This window comes from Actinoplanes regularis (assembly GCF_900188005.1).
Lineage (GTDB): Bacteria > Actinomycetota > Actinomycetes > Mycobacteriales > Micromonosporaceae > Actinoplanes > Actinoplanes regularis.
In genome coordinates this window covers 57883-75253 of record NZ_FZNR01000018.1, presented here as the reverse complement: position 1 = coordinate 75253, position 17371 = coordinate 57883, and the positions used below count along the sequence as shown (strand labels likewise).

Here is a 17371-nt window from a genome sequence, read left to right as displayed (position 1 = left end):
TGTCTCGCTACTCCAACCATCGATTAAGCATCGGTTCTACACTCGCGGGATGAGCGGTGCGAAGCGCGGTGCCCGGGGCTGGCTGTCGTTGGTCCCGCAACCGACCGGTGCCGCTGGGAACTCGGCGCAGAAGCCGCCGCTGCGGTGACCGGCTACCGGCGGCGGCTCGAATGTCGATGGTGTTCTGCTCGCTGGCGTGCTGAGCTCGGCATTGGCGTACGGTCCGGCGGAGCCGGGCCCGCACCGAGACGTGTTCGTCGCGGAGCAGGCGGGCCAGTCCCGCGCCGTAGGCGCCGGTGCCTTCGACACCGACCCGGTTTAGCCGGCCGTGTCCGCGCATCCCGTAGTCGGCCGCGGTGGCGGGGAACTCGCGCGTGCCGATGACCCGGCCGACCTGGTCGATCGCGGCGGCGGTGTGGGTGTCGCAGTGGGTGTCGACGCCACCGAAAACCTCGATCTCGGCTTCATTGGGTGAAATGGGAGGCATGTCGTCCTGTCGTTCGTGACTGGGTGCAGGGCGGCACGCACCAGCCGGGCGACGCGGACAAGACAGAGATGGGGCCTCTGGCCAGGCTCCTATGAAGTCACAACGCCACGCCTGATGAGTGCACGAGCACCTCCCGACCAGGGCCAATAAATCCCGTTGAGGACCCGAAGTCAGTCAGCCGGTGGGTCAGACCCTGGCGGGAGGTGCTCACCAACATCATCTCTGTCAGCCGGCGGCCAGGGCTGCGCCGAATTGGTCGTTCTGCTCGGCGACGCCCTCGAGCGCGGTCTGGTCCCACAGTTGGTTGCCGCCGGCGGCCAGGCCCGCGGCGGAGCCGTACACGACGTTGGCCGCGCCCGCGTTGAGGTGGTCGCCGACGTCCTCGGTGTACGCTCCGACGGCCAGGTCGGTGCGGCCGTCGCGGTTGAAGTCACCGGTCGCCAGGTCCGCGCCGAACGCGTCGCCCTTTTCCGGGGTGCCGGCCAGCGCCGCCTGATCCCAGGACCGGTTCCCGGCCGCGGTGAGCCCGGAGCCGCTGCCGTAGATCACGTTTACCGCGCCGGCGCTGACGGTGCCCACGTCGTCGCCCGGTGCGCCCACGGCCAGGTCGGCACGGCCGTCACCGTCGAAGTCGCCGGCGCTTACCGCCCTGCCGAACCAGTCGCCGAGCGCCGGGGTACCGGCCAGTGGTCCCTGGTCCCACAGCTGGTTGCCCGCCGTGGTTAGCCCGGATCCACCGCCGTAGATGACGTTCACCGCGCCTGCGTCGACCACGCCGCCGACCGCTTCGTTGAATACGCCGACCGCGAGGTCGGCGCGGCCGTCGCCGTTGAAGTCACCGGCGGCCACCGAGTCACCAAACTTGTCGCCGCTCTCGGCCGCGCCGGCCAGCTCCTGCTGCGTCCAGAGCTGGTTGCCGGCGGCGGCGAGCCCGGCCGTGCTGCCGTAGATCACATTGACCGCGCCCGCGTCGGCCGCGTCGCCGACATCCTCCTGCGGCGTGCCGATCACGAGATCGGCGCGGTGATCGCCGTTGAAGTCGCCGGTGGTCAGCGAGGTACCGAACCTGTCCCGGCCCTCCACCGCCCCGGCCAGCGCGCCCTGATCCCACAGCTGGTTGCCGTCCGCGGTCAGGCCGGTCGCGCTGCCGTAGATCACATTGACCGCGCCGGCCGCGGCCGCGGCGCCGACCGTCTCGCCGGCTACCCCGACGGCCAGATCGGCGCGGCCGTCGCCGTTGAAGTCACCGGTGGCCAGCGAACTGCCGAAAAAGTCGCCGTCCGCGACCGCGCCGGCCAGCGTGCCCTGGTCCCACAGCTGGGCGCCCGTCGTGCGCAGTCCGGCCGCACTGCCGTAGACGACCTGGACACCGCCCGCTTGGTCCGCGTCGCCGACGTCCTCGTTGGGCACGGCGATAGCCAGGTCGGTGCGGCCGTCGCCGTTGAAGTCACCGGCGGCCACCTCGCTGCCGAACTGGTCGCCGACCTCCGCCACGCCACCCAGGAGTCCCTGGTGCAGCAGCTGGTTGCCGTTGCCGGTCAACCCCGTGGCGCTGCCGTAGATCACGTTCACCGCGCCGGCCGCGAACGCGTCGCCGATGCTCTCGCCGGACGCCCCCACGGCCAGGTCGGCCCAGCCGTCGCCGTTGAAGTCCGCGCGCACGCCGGCGGCCGACGGCGCCTGGCTCGGCGCCGCCGCCGGTGCCGCCGCCGCCGGTGCCGCCGCCGCCGGTGCCGGCGCCCAGATCGCCGTCACGGCCAGCACGGCAACGGCCACCTGCAGGTGAGACGTCCGTCCCGCGGTGGCGGCGAGATACTTGCCAGTCATCGATTTCCCCCTGTTCGCGGCCGCGCCCGGCGCCACGTGCCGAGCGCCACAACAGCTGCTGCAACGGAGTATGTCGATGTATCGACGGCCTAGCATCTGGCGAATGCCGTACCTGTCACCCCCGCATGGCGCCGTGGCCACGCCGATGCTCCGGAGCGAGCGGCAACCCGACCAGCGTCTTGACCGGCCCGTCGGTGCACAACAGCGCATCGGCCAGCTCGAACAACGCATCAGCCCGCCGGTTCAAGCACCGGTAGAACCGCTCCCGAAATCCCGCCAACACATCGATCGCTTCCGCCCTGTCCCTCACGAATGCCACAACGACCATCGATAGGCGCTGGACGCGCTCGATGTGTCCTGGGTGACGCTGCGTCACCGCCCGCTAGGTCAAAGGTGGATCGTACGAATACGCGGATCCGGCGAGTTGAATGCACTTACCCGCGCATCAGCAGAGACCTTAAGAAAATCCATAAGTTGTTACCGACGATCTTCTCGATGGTGTTCGGATTCGACATCGTGTCGACGAACGCCACCTTGCCGAGAAGTTGCCCGCTGTTGATGAATACGTAGTAGTTGCCGCACCCATCACCGGCCACTGGCAGCCAGCCTAGTTCTCGCCAGCGCGGATGAAACGCGAGGTGGGCGGCGATATCAAGATGGTCCTGATCCGGCCGCGCTCCGAACACGCCACCAGCGCAAATAGCCTCGCCCTTGCAAATTCGCAGCCACTCGGCAAGATCCCTAGGCAGGGGCCCTCCGAGCCGCCGCTCCAGATCAGCCAGCTCATGCTCACTCGCGCCTCCGGGCATCGGCTGCTCTGGTGCCCGCTCGGCCCGAGGAAGTAGGCGCAGAACGTCGCCTCGAGCGTCTTGATCGCAAAAGCTACCTCGTATGACGTGCGCGCTCATAGCCGCATAGTGCGCGGCGTGGCAAGACCTACGCCTCCGTCCCGGTCACGTCGCCCTTGTGAGGCGCGTCGAACGTCAGAGCCAGCAAGCTATGGTAAGCAGCGGAGCTGCCCTGGGCTTGTGGCTGATCGGGCGGCTCGATGCCCTCCGTCCAGACCTTCACTGCCCGGTAGGCGAACCCGTCCTGGCTCGCTGCCTCGGCACGGAATGAAACATGCTGCCCTCGGCGCAGTTCCCGATATCCATCAATAGCAATGGCAGAGAAGTGCACCCAACACCCGCCCGGCACATCGGGACCGTCGATGACGCCCCAACCCTCGTCTGCGTCGAAGGTCCGCACAGAACCAACGCTTTTCATCGCCTCAGTCTGCATGACAGCCGTTGATGTTGTTTCCCCGAGCCGGCGTTTCTTCTGCCGCTGAGCGGGCGCGCCGGGCCGGCGCGAACTGACCACCCGCGCCCTCAGCCCGGACGGCGCTAGCTGACCGCCGGTGCGACCGGGTAGCCGGTCGCGGCCACCTCGGTGCGGACCGCGGCGAGACTCGACTCCGGGTTCAGCGCCCGGACCACGTCGTCGGTGAGCGGCCGCAGCGCCGCGACATGCGCCACCGCGTCCCGGCTGATCTCGGTCTCGTAGTAGTCACTGGCGAAGTCAACGTACTCGTCGACGATGTCGTCGCACAGGATGCTGAGCCGGTCGGTGCCGTCCGGGCTGATGTCGTAGGGGCCGCGGGACGGCGGGAACGTGATGCCGACGCCGGCGTGCCAGCGGTCGTCGGTGGTCCGCCGCCACAGCACCGCTGTCGCATTCAGGTCGTCGCCGTCGCAGAACGCCGGCTCGGTGACGTGTCCGGCGAACTCCGGCGGCAACCCGTCGAGCAGTCCCGGCCAGAGCGCCGTTTCGTCACTGGCGGCATAGGGCGACATCGCGGACTCGTGGTCGAACAGCCGGATGAACACGCCCGCCTCGCCGAAGACGATGGTGTACTCATCGCCGCTGCCGTTGCTCATCAGCGCTGCTTCGTCGTCACCCCAGGCGGTGTAGCTGTAGTACTCGTACCCTGTGCCCTGGATCAACTCCAGAACGGCCAGGGCCCGGCACCGGTCGCGCAGCACCGGAATCGAGGGCAGTCGGCCGACGATGTCGTAGACGTTCACCGGATGACCTTACGAGCCCCGCCGTCACCCGCCCCGAGCCGGCCCGCCGCCGGCCAGAACAGCCAGCGCAGAACTGACAAGTTTGTTTCTTGACAAAGGGGACTTCCTTATCGCAAATATGCGAAACGGTTCGCGGCGCCGAGGTTACTCGATCATGGACAGTCGCCGAAGCCCCGATGTGGACTGTCCATGAAAATCGCTCATCCCGACTGCCGCCCTCGTAGGCTGGTCCGATGATGATCGAGGTGGTGACGGAGATCGGGGCGGTCCGGCAGACCGCCGACCCGATCCACCTGATGCGGCTGTTCGGCATCTGTGACAGCACCGCGCTGAAGTACGTCTTCGCGGCCCACCCAGAGCGGCAGTGGGAAGCTCCCCGCTGACGGCCGGGATCGCGCCAAACCTGCACTCGGCCGGCGTCACCGTGCACGGCTCGGCCACCGCCGGAGCGGCGGCGACCGTCTGGGCACCGCGGTCAGCGCCGCTCCTGCGCATGCGGGTCGGCGGTCGAGCGGGCCACGATCTCGGCCCTGGTGTGCGACTCACTGGTCGCCAGGACCGGACTGCGGGACGGGCCGTCGCTCTGGCAAGATCCGCCGCATGCTCTCCCCCGGGAGGTCGATGTCGCTGAGTGCCCGGCCGGTATCCGCCCTGCTGCGGCGGGTCCGCGCGTTCGCCGGGCAGCTCGCCCTGCTCGCCGTGCTCGGCGGGCTGGCCGCGTTCCTGGTGTCCGGCCCGGCCCGGCTGGCGAACGGCCGGATCGACGACGGCCTGCGCGGCGACCTCCGCAAACTGCCCGCGAGCAGCCGCGACCTGACGTTCGGCGGCGTGGCACAGAGCCTGGCGTCCGGCGTGGTGAACGGCGCCGGCCGGCTGGAGACGACCCGGCGGGACCTGCCCGCCCCGCTGCCCGGTCTGGTCGGCGGGTCCTGGTACATCGCCGAGACCGGGCTGTCCTCGATCGTCCCGGCCGGGAGCCGGCCGGGAGCCTGCCCGGACATGGCCACCGTCCGCTGGCAGACCGGCGCCGCTGAGGCCATCCGGATCGTCGCCGGGCGCGCCCCGCGATCCGGCCGTGTTCCCGAGCTGCTCGCCGGGCAGGACACGGCGCGGACCTTCGGCCTGACCGTCGGCGACCGGATCAGCGTCGGGGGCCGGTGGGGCAGCGTCGACGCGGTCGTCGCCGGGGTGTTCACCCCGCTGGTCCCGGGCGACCCGATCTGGACCGATCAGGAACTCACCCCGGGCGCCTGCCCGGACCCGAGGGAGGGGCAACGGCATCAGGCGGTGCTGCTCACCGACTGGCCCGGTGCGGTTCTGGTCGGTCAGGGGATCGACGACCTGGGTCACCGGTGGCGTTACCGGCTGGACGAGCGGCGGATCACCGCGGACCAGGTGGGCGCGCTGACCGCGGCGGTGGCGCAGCTGCGGCGCGGCCCGCCGGAGCAGACCGTGCTGCGCAGCGGTCTGGACAGCACGCTGGCCGGGTTCGAGGGGCAGGTGCGGTCGGTACGATCCCTGCTCGCCGTGGTGCGGGCCGGGATCCTCGCGACGGTGGCCGGGCTGATCCTGCTCGCCGCGCGGCTGATGGCCGATCGGCGACGGGCCGAGTTCGCACTGGTACGGGCCCGGGGCGGAGCGGTCCGGGCGGTGGCCGGCCGAACCCTGCGTGAGGTTCTCACGGTGGTTCCGGTCGCGGTGGTGGTCGGCTGGCTGGCCGGCATGCTCGTCCCGGGCCGTCCGGACACCGTGGAGCCGGTGCTGGCCGGGGCCGTCGGACTTGTGACGGCGCTCGCCGCTCCGGTGTACGCGGCGCTGGCCGCCCGGCATCCGGCGTTCTCCGGGCGCCGTGGCGACGAGGCAGCGTTGCGCCCTTCGCCGCGCCGGCTGACCGCCGAGGGTTTCCTGGTGCTGCTCGCCGTCGGCGGGATCTACCTGCTGCGGCGCCGCGGGCTGGACGCCGGGGCGGGTGTGGATCCGTATCTGGTCGCCGCGCCGGTGCTGCTGGCACTGGCCGCGTCGGTGGTGGCGCTGCGGGTCGTACCGTATCCGCTGCGGTGGGCCGGCCGGCTGGCCGCCCGGGCCCGTGGCGCGATCGTGTTCCTCGGCCTCAGCGGCGCCGGCCGGGCCCCGCTGCACTCCGGGCCCCTGGCGGTGCTGGTCATGGCGATCGCGACCGGCCTGTTCACCGGCACCGTGACCAGCACCGTCGCGGCCGCCCGGGATCGGGCGGCAGGACTGGCCGTGCCCGCCGACGCGGTGGTCGCCGGTTTCCGGTTCACCCCGGACATCGCCGAGCGGATCATGAAGGTGCCGCACGTTCGCGGCGCGACCGCGATGCTGCTCTACCAGGGCGCGACGATCCGCGGTGACACCGGACCGTCGCTGACGCAAGGACAGGCGATGGTGGTCGACGCGAACGCCGCCGGACTCGACCTGCCGGCCGCGCTGACCGCCGCGCGACCCGGCGGTGACGTGGTGCCCGCGGTCGTCTCGCCGCGCCTCGCCGAACAGGTCGGCCCGGGTGGCTCGGTGGAGGTGCAGGGGCGGACGTACCGGTTCACCGTCGCCGCGGTCCGGGCCAACGTCGCCGGGCTGGACACCAGCGCGCGGGAGTTCCTCGTGTTGCCGCAGCAGGCCATGCCGATTCCGGAGCACCAGCCGCTGTTGCCGAACCGGGTACTGGTCGACGGGGACGGCTTCGACGTGGAACGGGTCCGGGCGGCCGCCGACGCCGGGCAACGCGATCAGCTCGAGGCGCTGACCGGGCGGACCGTGCAGAACGACGAACTGGCCGTGCCCTCGACCGTGACGACCCGCGTCGCCTACCGCGCCGGGCTGGAACAACGTGGCGTCGACGGGGCGTTGAGCGTGACCTTCGCCGCCGGGATGGTCGCGGCTGCCGCGCTGGCGCTGACCGCGGTGGCTCTGGCCGTGCTGACCGGGGCGCCGTCGCGGGGCCGGACGCTGTCCCGGCTGCGGACCCTGGGCCTGTCCCCGGGGCAGGGCCGTGGCCTGCTGGTCGTCGAGTTGGTGCCGTTGATCGTGGTGGCGTTGCTGGCCGGTGGGCTGGCCGGGTTCGTGCTGCCGGCGCTGATCGGGCCGGCCCTGGGCCTGAGCGGGTTCACCGCCGGGGTGCGAGCCGGCACCAGCCTGGACCCGCGGTTCGCCGGTGGGGTACTGGTGATCGCGGTACACGCGGTGATCGGGGCGCTGGCCGTGGAGAACGTCGCCAACCGCCGGCTGCGCCTGGGCCAGGTGCTGCGGCTCGGCGAGTAGCCGTCAGCAGGCCCCGGCGGTGGGTGGTCCGCCGGCGCGGCATCCAGCCGGCGCACCCGTGCGATGCCTCGACGTCCCGCGACAGCCGCCTGTCAGTAAGGTGCGCCCAGTGCCCCGGCCGGCCGCGGACACCACACCGGTGGTGGCCGTGACCGCCAGCGTGCCACGCGCCGGGAACTAGCCGACCTTCTTGATCTCCGCGCGGAGTGCCGGGAATTCGGCCACCGCCGCGCTGACCGTCGAGTTGTACCAGATCAGCATGCCGAGGCTGCCCTCATCGGTCCAGACGCAGATGGCCATGTCGCTCCCGGAGATCTTGGTCGTGCCGCAGGTGGCGTTGCCACCGGCCGAGCCGGTATTCACCACGACGGTCTCCTCCACCGGATGGGACGCGCTGGTCAGGCTCGCACTGAGCGCGATATCGGGGTGGGCGATCGGAGCGGCGATGGCGAGCGCTATCACCACGTTGTCCTTGGCGGGCACCCCGTAGAACGGCCCGACGGATTTTGTGACGCCGGGGAAGTCGGTCGCCGCTTTGTCCAGCATCGTCTTCGCGATCTGGGTGAACTTCGGGCTGTCGAGTTTCGGCCGGGCGCCGAGCGTCGCCGGCTCCACCACGGTGATGTTCGCGGACTTCGATTTCCGGGCGCCGTCGTCGGTCAGGACACCGATCACGGCGAGTCCGCCGACACAGAGCACCAGCGCGATGGCAATCGAGACCAGGGTGATCGGGAGAGCCCGGGGCTTTCTCGGCTGCGGCGGGGGCGAGAATCCCGGCGGGCCATAGATGGGCTGCGCCGGGGGCTGGAATCCCGGCGGGCCGTAGGTGGGCTGAGCGGGCACGGGCACTATTGCCGACTGCACCGGAGGAACACCGGGCCCGGAACGGGCCAGCCCGCGTACGGGTCCTGCGACATCGACAAACTCCTTGATCAAGAGGGTGCGGCGCCGCAGCCTATCCGCCTGGTACGACAGCACGACGCCCCGTCCGGCGATCCGGGCGGGGCGTCGGCGTGGGGCGGGGGACCGATTTCTGGAACGAATGATGATCTTGGCTTGAGCCCGCGACCTGTAGATCCACCCGGGCCTGATCCGGGCGCCCGGCCGTTCCACAACCAAGCAAGTGGAACGGCCGGGCCGTTCCACTGGCCCCCGGGTGGCCCCCTGCCCTCACCGACGGCCTCCACAAACTCATCGAATATCCCTGATCGACACCGAGCCGAAGTCTGCAGCGCCAACCGAAATGCCGGTCCGTCGCGCATCACCTCTACGTACCTGACCACACCTGCCACCGGGTGGAGGTCAGCCGACGCCCGAACGCTCGACGGAACACTCGGTAGAACACTCCGGACACGAGGAAGAGGCCATGGGGGCAGATGCAGTAAAGAGGCCACGCCCTATGAACAAGCAGGGCGGTCCAGTACGGATCGCCGACGCCGTCCTCGTCCTCTTCCCAGACGTCGACGGCCCGGCCGATCAGGTCGGTGATGACGGCCGCGGCCGTCGCCTGGGCAGCCAGGATCGTGCGCCGCAGCCGGGCCGACCCGGGCGGGTAGTCGTCGACGGGGATGACCTCGTCGGCTCCGGCCGGGTAGGCCGGGTGGGTCACCTGCCAGCCGGCGCTGGTGTGGTCGAGGGCGAAGTCGCCGTCCTTCCACCAGGCGCCGGGATCGCGGGTCATCGGCGGCCGCGGGGCGGGCACCGCCGCGGCGGTGTCAGTGCGGGCCTTCGCGCGGATCGCGGCGAGCTGCGGCACGTGCGTTGAGAGGGTGGATCGGGACACCCCGAGCAGGGTGGCGATCGCCTTGACGCTGGCCTTCGGCTGCGTCAGCAGGGCGAGGGCATGGTCGATCTGCTCCGGAGTCATCGCCGGCGGTCGGCCGAGACGCTGGCCGCGGGCCTTGGCCGCGGCAACGCCGTCGCGGGTGTTCTCGATGATCAGCTCACGGATCAACTCGGCCAGCGCCGCGAAGACGTGAAAGACGAGCCAGCCACCCGGGGTGGTGGTGTCGAGGGCTTCGTGCAGGCTCTTGAAGCCGATACCACGCCGGCGCAGCTCGACGGTCAGGGTGATCAGGTCCTGCAGGGAGCGGGCGAGCCGGTCGAGGCTCGGCACGACCAGCGTGTCGCCCTCGCGCAGATACGCCAGGCACGCGGTCAACTCGGGCCGATCGGTGTTCTTACCGGAGAGCTTGTCGGTGAAGATCTTCGCGCAACCGGCCTTGGTGAGCGCGCGGATCTGACGGTCGAGGTTCTGCTGCCGGGTGGAGACCCGGCCGTAGCCGACCAGGAAGCCGCCCCCGGTCGGGGCGGGAAACGGCTGGAGCACCTCGTCGGGATCGACGGCCAGGTCCACGAAGGTTTCGGTCATCCGCCAAACGTGTCGAGTTCCGAGGTCGTCTGCGCGGCTGCCCGCAGTCCTCTGCACGCGCAGGACGATGACAGCTGACTTACAGTGCCCGTCCCAGCCTTGACCACCCGGCCGGGTCATGGCGGCTCTCCAGGATGGCATGATGCTTCGACGATCTTGAATTGCGGGGAGTGTGAATGGACCTTCACAAACGTTTTGCGGTCACTGCCGCCACGATGCTGCTCGCGCTGGGCGCGGCTATCATGCCGGGCGCTCCGGCCTCAGCGGCGGTGAACGCCAAGTACAACATCTGGACGTGGAACATCGCCGGCGCCACCATGCACGGCGGCAGCACCACCGACGGCCTGATCGACGCGGCCGCAAACTCGATCATGAATCGGGCCGCCGACTTCGTGGCGTTCAACGAGATCTGCCAAGGTCAGTTCAACGCGCTGATCGGCCGGCTGCGGGAACTCAATTACCCGGCCGACGAGAGCAACTTCGCGCGGTTCACGGCCAGTCTCGATGCGGCGGAAGGCTGCGCGCCGGGTGCGGGCAACACCCAGCCGTTCGGCAACGCCATCTTCAGCCGGTTCCCGCTGAACGGCGCCCAGCGCTGGACGCTGCCCTCGGACACCCGGCCTGAGCAGCGCAACCTGACCTGCGTGGCGCCGACCGCGCAGCCGAAGATGCACTTCTGCACCACGCACATCACGACGAACAACGACACGGCGCCAAACTCTAAGCAGTACAACGAGAACCAGCTCGACTTCGTGCTCGATAGGATGGAGGCCTTCGACAGTGCGGGCGACACGGCCGTCATCGCTGGCGACTTCAATGGCCAGCCGCACTACGATCGTCTCGACAACTGGTATTCGCCGACGCTGAACGTGGCCAACAACGGCGGCAACACCGGTGCCTACCGGGAACTCGACGACAACGACTCGGGCAACTGCTTGGGCTACGGCGAGTGGACCGCGACCGGGACGCCCGGCGCCACCCCACCCTGCGGCGGGCTTGCCAAGATCGATCTGATCTTCGCCCGGCAAAGCCGGCTGGTCGGCTCCTACAGCAGCGACTCGCTGAGCATCTCGACGGCTTGCTCGGGCATCCCGGCGACCTCCGCCTATCCGGCCGGCTCCTGCTCGGACCACCGCATCGTCATCGGCACCGCCACCGTCTCCATCGGCTGACCCGGCCGGCCCCCGGAGCACCTGTCCGGGGGCCGGCTACCAGGCCGCGCTCATGTGTAGTCGGACGAGGAGACCTGGGGCTGATCCCAGCCATGCCCAACGGCGGGCCGCATAGTCCAGCCGGGCTGGGCAAACGTGACTGTGTCCGCTTGAGGTACACCCCAACACCTGTCAGTTTCCGAAGTCATCTGCACGGGCGGCCCCTGGTAGAAGGCCTCGTGTGCAGACGACTTCGGGCATCGGGTTGCTCCGAAGTCGTGTGCACTACCCGTCGTTTGACCCGTACTCGTGTGCACGGGCCGATGGCCCGGTTACTGGGCGGGCAGCGTGGCCAGGTGCCGGTAGATGGTGGGACAGGTGACGCCGAACTCGGCGGCGATCTGCTCGACGGTGTACATCAGGCGCCCATCGGGCCCTGTCTCCTCATACATCTGCTGCGCGATCTTGGCCTGGCGCGGGGCGAGTTTGGGTTTCTGGCCGCCGGTGCGGCCGCGGGTGCGGGCGGCTGCAAGCCCGTCGTGGGTGCGTTCGGACATGAGAGCGTGTTCGAACTCGGCGATCGAGCCGAGGATCTGGAAGAACATGCGGCCCATCGCGGTGGAGGTGTCAACGACAAGAGCCGTATAACGGGAGACTGTACGTACGGATCTGTGGGAGCCCGAGGGTGAGATTCCCTCGGGCTACCCGACCAGCCACCACGGGCCATTTCGCAGGCCAAGTACCGTTGCAGTACCTGAGCGCATCAAACGGATCAGGGGTGGCTGGCCCGGCCGGGCGCCGCCGTCGCTCAATTGGTGGGGCGAGCCTCGGGGTGAGCGGCTCCGCGCAACAGGCGATGATCGGAGAGGCCGGGTTCGATCGCGTCGCCGCGTACCGTATGGAAATCGGCTGTGGTGACAAAGATGTCGTCAAACTTGCGGCCGTCGGGGCGGGTGCCTTCCCCCGTGTCGCATTCGCGGGTGCCATCTGCCAGGCACTTGGCCGAGAAGTAGTCCTGGTCGTTCTCGTCCACCTCAGCGAACTTTCCTGTGCGGGCCGCGCCGGCGCGGAAAGGTCCGAGGACAGTGGCGTCAAACGAGTCGGCGTTGACGTCTGCACCGATCAGCACCGGCGCGGTCCCGGCCCACTGCCCCACGTACGCCATCGCCTCGCTCGCTCCGTTATCGGGCCTGATGTATTGAGCTAGGTGAGTGCTGCAGGCCAGCGTCGTGCGCCCGTCGACGGCGCCGCGTGCGCAGAGAATCGAGCGCGGCTCCTCGCCAGAGGGAACGGAAAGGTTGCCGACCAGCCGATCCACCGGATTACCCGTCTTCACCAGCACGCCGAGACCGAATCTCTTGTCGTCCTTATTCCACTGATCGCACCCGTCCGCCTCCAGCTTCGTGGCGGACCACACCGCCTTATAGCCGGGAAGGTTGTCCCGCAGTGAGATCCACTGACCGATGCAAAGTTCCTGCAGCATGACGGCGTCCGCGTCCCACGCAGTGATCTCCCGCTTCATCGCCGCGGTCCAGGCCGACAGCCCCAGGGCGCTCTTGCAATGCGCACCACAGACGTTGTACGAGATCGTACGAATCGGCCCGGCAGTTGTCGGCGTGACGATATCTGCGTGTGCGGCGGTGGCAGTCGTCACGACTGCCACCACGCTGACCACGGCTGTGACGACCGCCGCCAGGAAACGGTTTGAAATGGCCATACCTACCCTCGGTTCGTGTGGAAGCTGACAGTGTAGTGATGGCACGACTGCTACCGATGTCCCGTTCCATCACGAGACCGGGAGACAGACGTCTGGCACCATTTCGCGGGCCGGTCTAGAAGCTGAGAAGGACGTACCCGTCCCAGCGCACGTGCTGGCCTTCGTCAACGATGAACCGCACCGGCGCTGTCATAGACGTACGTCGCTTCAGGCGCTGTGAGACTGGACATCCGAATGCCTGCCGCGATCCGTGCGCCGATGTCCTGATAGGTCACTCTCTGTAGATGATCGGCGTAGGCGGACCTGGGTCATGCGCGGCCCGAGCGCGGCGCCCTCTTCTGCCGCAAGTCGCTCGCCAGGCGCCATGGAGCCCGTCCCGCAAGGGAACCAGTGCCGGAACGGCGTCGACGGGCGGATCTGCCGATGAGAGCGAGACCCTAAAGTGGCTCGCGTTCACGGCCGTGGCCCAGTACGTTCCGCGCGTGTCCCTCGTTGATTTGCGCTACGGCTTCCGCGATGAGTACCAGCTGCAATCTGCGCAGGCCGTCGTCATGCAGCGCCTGGTTGACGACCGCGAGCAGGAGGAATGCCGCGTTCTGATGAAGTTCTGGTGGCAACTCGCCATGAGTTACCAGGAGGCGACGGAGGCGGATCTAGACCGGCATGTCAGCCCCGCCAAGCGGGAGGAAGTGCAAGGTCTCATCGACGCCATCAGGCACTCACCGGACGCTATAGACACGTGGATCGCCGACGTGCCGCAGCGATTCCCGCGCATCCGAGACCGCGGTTACGAGGCGTGGCGCACTAATCGCAACAGCTGAGGAGCTCGCTGCGCGCGATGCTCGCTCATGCCGAAGCGGATACCCGATCGCCATTCTCCCGGCGCTGCGCCAGCCCGCTGCCGGGGCCGCCTTTCTTTGTGCTTGATCTGGTTGCGGGCTCACCCAAGATGGCGGGCCGCTTCGGTAGGGTGGACCCGTGCAGGAGCTGCCAGCGTTCGGTGAGCAGCTGATGCGCCTAGCCGAGGTTCGCGGTCTTGATCGCGAAATGATGGTTTGCCAGGCATCTCCGCCTGAAGCCGAGATCACATCGGTGTTTGATGGCGCTGAACCGAGTCCGGCACTCCTGCGGAAGCTGGCATCCGTTCTCGGCCTGCATCGCAGCGACCTGTTCGTGGTATCCGGCCAGCAGGTGCCCGACGAGCTGGCCCCACAGGACGCGACCGCGCGCGGGGAGATCGGCTGGTTGGCCTGGTCGTTGACGTTTCTGCCGCATGCTGTCCCCGAACTACGCGAACTCGTCCGGTCGCTGCCCCGGCTTCCCCGCCCTGACCGGCCGGTGGCACCGCCGCCGCCTCACCATTCATATCCGAACTCACCCGGCGCCCTGGTGCTGCGGCTGCTACACAATCGCAATCTTGATTGGACAGCGACGGCCAAGTACCTCTACGGCCTGGGCGGCGGCCCGATGCTTTCGGCCTCGACGATCGGCCTGATCGGGCGCGGCCGGAAAGCCCTGACGCCTGACCTTCTGGCTGGCCTCGGCGCCGTCCTCGACATCTCCTCAGCCGATCTGAACGCGCTGACCGGCGTCGATCCGTCTACTGACGGTGCAAAGATCCATCCGGATGCGGACGAGGCCGCCGAACTGATCTGGAACGCCCGCCGGTTGACCGTCGAGCAACTGCGCCTGGTCCGTGACCGTGCACACGCCATCCGCCATGAACGGGCTGAGGAACTAAATTCCGGACATCGATGCAGCTGCGGCGGACGTCCATGAGGTCGACCGCGCGTCGGCCGCTCACGTCACGCGGGGCGCGGCCCTGATCGCTTCACTGCACCATCTGGATTTGCCGCAATCCGCTCGTTACACAGCGTCACGGTCAGGTCGGCGCGGCCACCGCACGGATCTGCCGAGAGCGGTGCGTCGTCCGAGGTGGCCGAGCCGTGTTGAAATCGACCGGGCCTGCTGGGCTCTGCACTCGCCTCATGTTGGAAGACTGGACGTGTGGATCCTGGTGAAGAGTGGGTATTTCGCTACGACGAACAGGATGGCGAATGGCGGATAGCGCCGCATCCGGCGATATCACCGAATGTCATCTCGGCGATCGAGTGGTTGATTGTCGAGCTCTGCTGGCTCGATCGGGCAGCGGAGTGGGTCGATGACTGGGTATTCGGTAGCTCAACGGAACCCGCTTACTGCTCGGGAACCGAGGCAGTACAGGTACAGCTTGTCGACTCGGCGACCGTGCGACTGAGCGCCAACTACGGTCACTTTGCGAAGACTGAGCTGAGTCGCAGCCAGTTCCGCGCTGCCCTGAGGAACTACGTGCAAGCCTTGCAGGCCAGAGACGACGAACTCGTCAGGCAAACTCGATGATCTGCCGCAGGCAACGCGCGCTGGGTCCCGTCGCTGCCTGCGCCCAGCGCACTGGCCGGCACGCATCGTAGTCGCCCTTGATGAGGCACGGACCTCGTCCGCAGCGACGTCGGAGTGGAGCGCCAAGTCGAGCCGCAGAGCCACTTTCCTATCTTCCTAGGATGACCTACGCGACGTGACGGGTGCCCACCGCGATGCTGCGGCGGGCACCCGTCATAAGGCTCAGGCCGGTGCGGTCACCAGGATGCCGAGGCACATCTCGTCACTGGTGCCCTCGCCCCAGACGACGTACCGCGGCGGTAGTTTCTGCAGCTGCGGCAGCAGCTTTCGCAGTTTGGCGTCGTGGGTGCAGGTGACCCGGACCGTGTCGCCGGCCTTGACCGGGATCGGCTTGGCGAGCGGGACCAGGGCCTGGTCGTCGAAGTTGTACCGGGGGAGGTCCAGGATGGTCCGCGCACCGGGCTTGCCCGGGTTCAGTTCGATTTTGATGGCGCGGCCCAGCAGGTGCATGTGGCCGGCCGCCATGTAGATCGTGCCGGCCTGCTCGATCGGCTGGTCGCAGTGCTGGGTGTCGCCGGCGGTCACCTTTCCACCGCTGCACCCCTGCACCAGGTGCTCCTCCTGCTGGCCGGCCTCCACGCCGAAGCGGCTGCCGACGTCGGCGATCGCGGCGGCCCGGTCGCAGAGCGGGCCGGACTCGCCGGACGCGCAGGGCAGCTCGATCGGGGCGGGGAACAGGTCGGTCGACAGGGCCTTCAGCGGTGTCTTGGCCCCGGCCACCCGCAGCTGGATGCCGGACTGGTCGGTCTGGCCCGCCGAGCCGGTCTCGAGCAGGTTGTAGTGCACCTGCATGACGAGCTTGCTGCCGGGCGGCATGTCGAAGCCGAAACCGGCGGGCATCAGCGTCTCGCCGGCCCCCGGAGCCCAGTGCGCCACCCAGGCGGTCTGCCCCTGCACGCCGGCGTCGCCGAAGCAGGTCCAGCCCTCGCCGGGGGTCTTCGCGTCGACGGCGGCGGCCTCGGTGGCCTGCCCCGGATCGAGCCGGTAGAAGATCGCGTGGTGCACGAGCGCCGCGTTCTGCGGCAGGAAGCGGCTGCCGGTCAGGTAGGTGTTCTCGGTCAGGCCGGGGTCGACGAGGAAGCAGCGGTAGTCGTCGGTGCCGCCGTTCGGAGCCTGCGGGGTGTACGCCTGGGGGAGCGCGAGGTCGACGAAGCGCTCCCCGGTGCGCAGCGCGGCCGGTGGTGGTGCCGAGCCGACCGAATGCCCGGCATGCGGGGCGGAGCTGGTGGCCGGCGCGGCGGCGGGGGTGGCGGTGCCGCAGGCCGTGACGAGCAGCATGGTGGCGGCGAGCGCGGCGGCGTAGCGCGGGATTCGCATCTCAGGGCCTTCCCGTTGAGCCGGACTTTCGGGAATCATCCCGATGAATCGCCCGTCGACGCATCCGGGATGACCCGGAACGCGGCCCGCAGGGGTCGGCGGTGACAAAGGGGCAAACCGGGCAGCCGCCGGCTGCTCTACCGCTGCTGACGCAGCACCCAGACGGGCAGCGGCTCGTCGGTCGAGGCGACGACCTCCCAGCCGGCCCGCCGGTACATGGCGACGTTGCCCTCGGTGGCGGTCTCCAGGATCGCGGGCAGCCCGGCCTCGGCGGCCCGCCTCAGGCCCTCGGCCATCACCGCGTGGCCCAGGCGGCGGCCGTGGTGGTCCGGGTGGGTGCCGAGCACCCCGAGATACCAGTACGGCTGCTCGGGCAGCAGCCGGTGCAGGGCCTCGTCATACGTGCGGAGCCGGTCCGCGACGTCGGCCGGGAACCGCTGCTCGAAGCCGTCGGCGGGCGCGACGGTGCCGTCGGCGGGCGGCTCCCAGATCGCCACCGCGTTGCCGCCCTCGGCGATCCAGACCGCCCCGCGCCCGACCCGCTTGTCGAAGAGATGGCCGAAGAACAGGCCGGCGTACTCCGGGTAGCTTTCGTCGTCGGGGAAGAGCCAGCGCAGGACCGGGTCCTTGTCGAACGTGGCGACCAGGGCCGAGACGATTTTCGTACGGTCGGCCGGCGTGGCCAGGGCGATCTCCGGTGCTGTCACGGCTCCGGAC

At 69.2% G+C, this 17371-nt stretch carries 17 protein-coding genes and 1 pseudogene; 6 read left to right on the top strand and 12 right to left on the bottom strand.

Features of this window, described 5'->3' with window-relative positions; all coding sequences use genetic code 11:
• Positions 1 to 7: 7 nt before the first annotated feature.
• The 6 genes and pseudogenes from CHC09_RS46710 to CHC09_RS33705 form a co-directional block, all read right to left on the bottom strand.
• Positions 8 to 487: a hypothetical protein gene (locus tag CHC09_RS46710; RefSeq protein ID WP_179277395.1), complete on the bottom strand. Its 480-nt coding sequence runs from the start codon at positions 485 to 487 to the stop codon at positions 8 to 10.
• Between the two features lie 225 nt (positions 488 to 712).
• On the bottom strand, positions 713 to 2314 hold the full coding sequence (locus CHC09_RS33725; RefSeq protein WP_179277394.1) for an FG-GAP-like repeat-containing protein: 1602 nt from the start codon (positions 2312 to 2314) through the stop codon (positions 713 to 715).
• A gap of 124 nt (positions 2315 to 2438) precedes the next feature.
• A pseudogene (locus CHC09_RS33720) lies at positions 2439 to 2642 on the bottom strand (transposase); the annotation flags it as partial.
• A 106-nt stretch (positions 2643 to 2748) separates the two neighbouring features.
• Positions 2749 to 3222, bottom strand: a complete 474-nt coding sequence (locus CHC09_RS33715) for an SMI1/KNR4 family protein (RefSeq protein ID WP_089297316.1) — start codon at positions 3220 to 3222, stop codon at positions 2749 to 2751.
• A gap of 28 nt (positions 3223 to 3250) precedes the next feature.
• Positions 3251 to 3595 carry a cold-shock protein gene (locus CHC09_RS48555; RefSeq protein ID WP_275407918.1) on the bottom strand — a complete coding sequence of 115 codons (345 nt, stop codon included), beginning with the start codon at positions 3593 to 3595 and terminating at the stop codon, positions 3251 to 3253.
• Between the two features lie 104 nt (positions 3596 to 3699).
• Positions 3700 to 4380 carry a hypothetical protein gene (locus CHC09_RS33705; protein WP_089297315.1) on the bottom strand — a complete coding sequence of 227 codons (681 nt, stop codon included), beginning with the start codon at positions 4378 to 4380 and terminating at the stop codon, positions 3700 to 3702.
• Positions 4381 to 4613: 233 nt separating this feature from the next.
• Between CHC09_RS33705 and CHC09_RS46705 the strand changes: the two genes are divergently transcribed.
• Together CHC09_RS46705 and CHC09_RS33700 are read left to right on the top strand one after the other, a co-directional pair.
• The gene (locus CHC09_RS46705) at positions 4614 to 4763 is read left to right on the top strand and encodes a hypothetical protein (protein WP_179277393.1); all 150 of its coding nucleotides are present in this window, start codon (positions 4614 to 4616) and stop codon (positions 4761 to 4763) included.
• A gap of 217 nt (positions 4764 to 4980) precedes the next feature.
• Positions 4981 to 7659, top strand: a complete 2679-nt coding sequence (locus CHC09_RS33700) for an ABC transporter permease (protein ID WP_239138636.1) — start codon at positions 4981 to 4983, stop codon at positions 7657 to 7659.
• Between the two features lie 177 nt (positions 7660 to 7836).
• Here the strand turns inward: CHC09_RS33700 and CHC09_RS33695 are convergent, their stop codons facing one another.
• Positions 7837 to 8502 (bottom strand): hypothetical protein, encoded by a 666-nt coding sequence (locus CHC09_RS33695; protein ID WP_143232751.1) that lies wholly within the window; start codon positions 8500 to 8502, stop codon positions 7837 to 7839.
• A 424-nt stretch (positions 8503 to 8926) separates the two neighbouring features.
• The gene (locus tag CHC09_RS33690; protein WP_089297312.1) at positions 8927 to 10030 is read right to left on the bottom strand and encodes a recombinase family protein; all 1104 of its coding nucleotides are present in this window, start codon (positions 10028 to 10030) and stop codon (positions 8927 to 8929) included.
• 176 nt (positions 10031 to 10206) lie between these two features.
• Between CHC09_RS33690 and CHC09_RS33685 the strand changes: the two genes are divergently transcribed.
• Entirely contained in the window at positions 10207 to 11202 is a 996-nt protein-coding gene (locus CHC09_RS33685) for an endonuclease/exonuclease/phosphatase family protein (protein WP_089297311.1), read from the top strand.
• Between the two features lie 311 nt (positions 11203 to 11513).
• Here the strand turns inward: CHC09_RS33685 and CHC09_RS33680 are convergent, their stop codons facing one another.
• Both CHC09_RS33680 and CHC09_RS33675 read right to left on the bottom strand, forming a co-directional pair.
• Positions 11514 to 11873: a recombinase family protein gene (locus tag CHC09_RS33680; protein ID WP_275407920.1), complete on the bottom strand. Its 360-nt coding sequence runs from the start codon at positions 11871 to 11873 to the stop codon at positions 11514 to 11516.
• A gap of 116 nt (positions 11874 to 11989) precedes the next feature.
• Positions 11990 to 12898, bottom strand: coding sequence for an endonuclease/exonuclease/phosphatase family protein (locus tag CHC09_RS33675; RefSeq protein ID WP_089297309.1), 909 nt, complete (start codon positions 12896 to 12898; stop codon positions 11990 to 11992).
• 482 nt (positions 12899 to 13380) lie between these two features.
• Here CHC09_RS33675 and CHC09_RS33670 point away from each other — a divergent pair, with 482 nt between their 5' ends.
• From CHC09_RS33670 to CHC09_RS45630, 3 genes are all read left to right on the top strand, one after another.
• Positions 13381 to 13719: a hypothetical protein gene (locus tag CHC09_RS33670; RefSeq protein WP_143232750.1), complete on the top strand. Its 339-nt coding sequence runs from the start codon at positions 13381 to 13383 to the stop codon at positions 13717 to 13719.
• 157 nt (positions 13720 to 13876) lie between these two features.
• Positions 13877 to 14677, top strand: coding sequence for a hypothetical protein (locus CHC09_RS33665; RefSeq protein ID WP_179277392.1), 801 nt, complete (start codon positions 13877 to 13879; stop codon positions 14675 to 14677).
• Between the two features lie 228 nt (positions 14678 to 14905).
• Positions 14906 to 15277, top strand: a complete 372-nt coding sequence (locus CHC09_RS45630) for a hypothetical protein (protein ID WP_143232749.1) — start codon at positions 14906 to 14908, stop codon at positions 15275 to 15277.
• 222 nt (positions 15278 to 15499) lie between these two features.
• Here CHC09_RS45630 and CHC09_RS33660 read toward each other — a convergent pair whose 3' ends face one another.
• Complete coding sequence (locus CHC09_RS33660; protein ID WP_089297307.1) at positions 15500 to 16654, bottom strand: monooxygenase; 1155 nt, start codon at positions 16652 to 16654, stop codon at positions 15500 to 15502.
• A 137-nt stretch (positions 16655 to 16791) separates the two neighbouring features.
• Positions 16792 to 17361: a GNAT family N-acetyltransferase gene (locus CHC09_RS33655; protein WP_089297306.1), complete on the bottom strand. Its 570-nt coding sequence runs from the start codon at positions 17359 to 17361 to the stop codon at positions 16792 to 16794.
• Between the last annotated feature and the right edge of the window lie 10 nt (positions 17362 to 17371).

What these genes read in the sequence shown, in the direction of transcription:
- CHC09_RS33690 (WP_089297312.1), bottom strand. Translation starts at nt 10,030, where the DNA reads ATGACCGAAACCTTCGTGGACCTGGCCGTCGATCCCGACGAGGTGCTC.
- CHC09_RS46710 (WP_179277395.1), bottom strand. Translation starts at nt 487, where the DNA reads ATGCCTCCCATTTCACCCAATGAAGCCGAGATCGAGGTTTTCGGTGGC.
- CHC09_RS33700 (WP_239138636.1), top strand. Translation starts at nt 4,981, where the DNA reads ATGCTCTCCCCCGGGAGGTCGATGTCGCTGAGTGCCCGGCCGGTATCC.
- CHC09_RS33725 (WP_179277394.1), bottom strand. Translation starts at nt 2,314, where the DNA reads ATGACTGGCAAGTATCTCGCCGCCACCGCGGGACGGACGTCTCACCTG.
- CHC09_RS33675 (WP_089297309.1), bottom strand. Translation starts at nt 12,898, where the DNA reads ATGGCCATTTCAAACCGTTTCCTGGCGGCGGTCGTCACAGCCGTGGTC.
- CHC09_RS48555 (WP_275407918.1), bottom strand. Translation starts at nt 3,595, where the DNA reads ATGCAGACTGAGGCGATGAAAAGCGTTGGTTCTGTGCGGACCTTCGAC.
- CHC09_RS33715 (WP_089297316.1), bottom strand. Translation starts at nt 3,222, where the DNA reads ATGAGCGCGCACGTCATACGAGGTAGCTTTTGCGATCAAGACGCTCGA.
- CHC09_RS33685 (WP_089297311.1), top strand. Translation starts at nt 10,207, where the DNA reads ATGGACCTTCACAAACGTTTTGCGGTCACTGCCGCCACGATGCTGCTC.
- CHC09_RS46705 (WP_179277393.1), top strand. Translation starts at nt 4,614, where the DNA reads ATGATGATCGAGGTGGTGACGGAGATCGGGGCGGTCCGGCAGACCGCC.
- CHC09_RS33660 (WP_089297307.1), bottom strand. Translation starts at nt 16,654, where the DNA reads ATGCGAATCCCGCGCTACGCCGCCGCGCTCGCCGCCACCATGCTGCTC.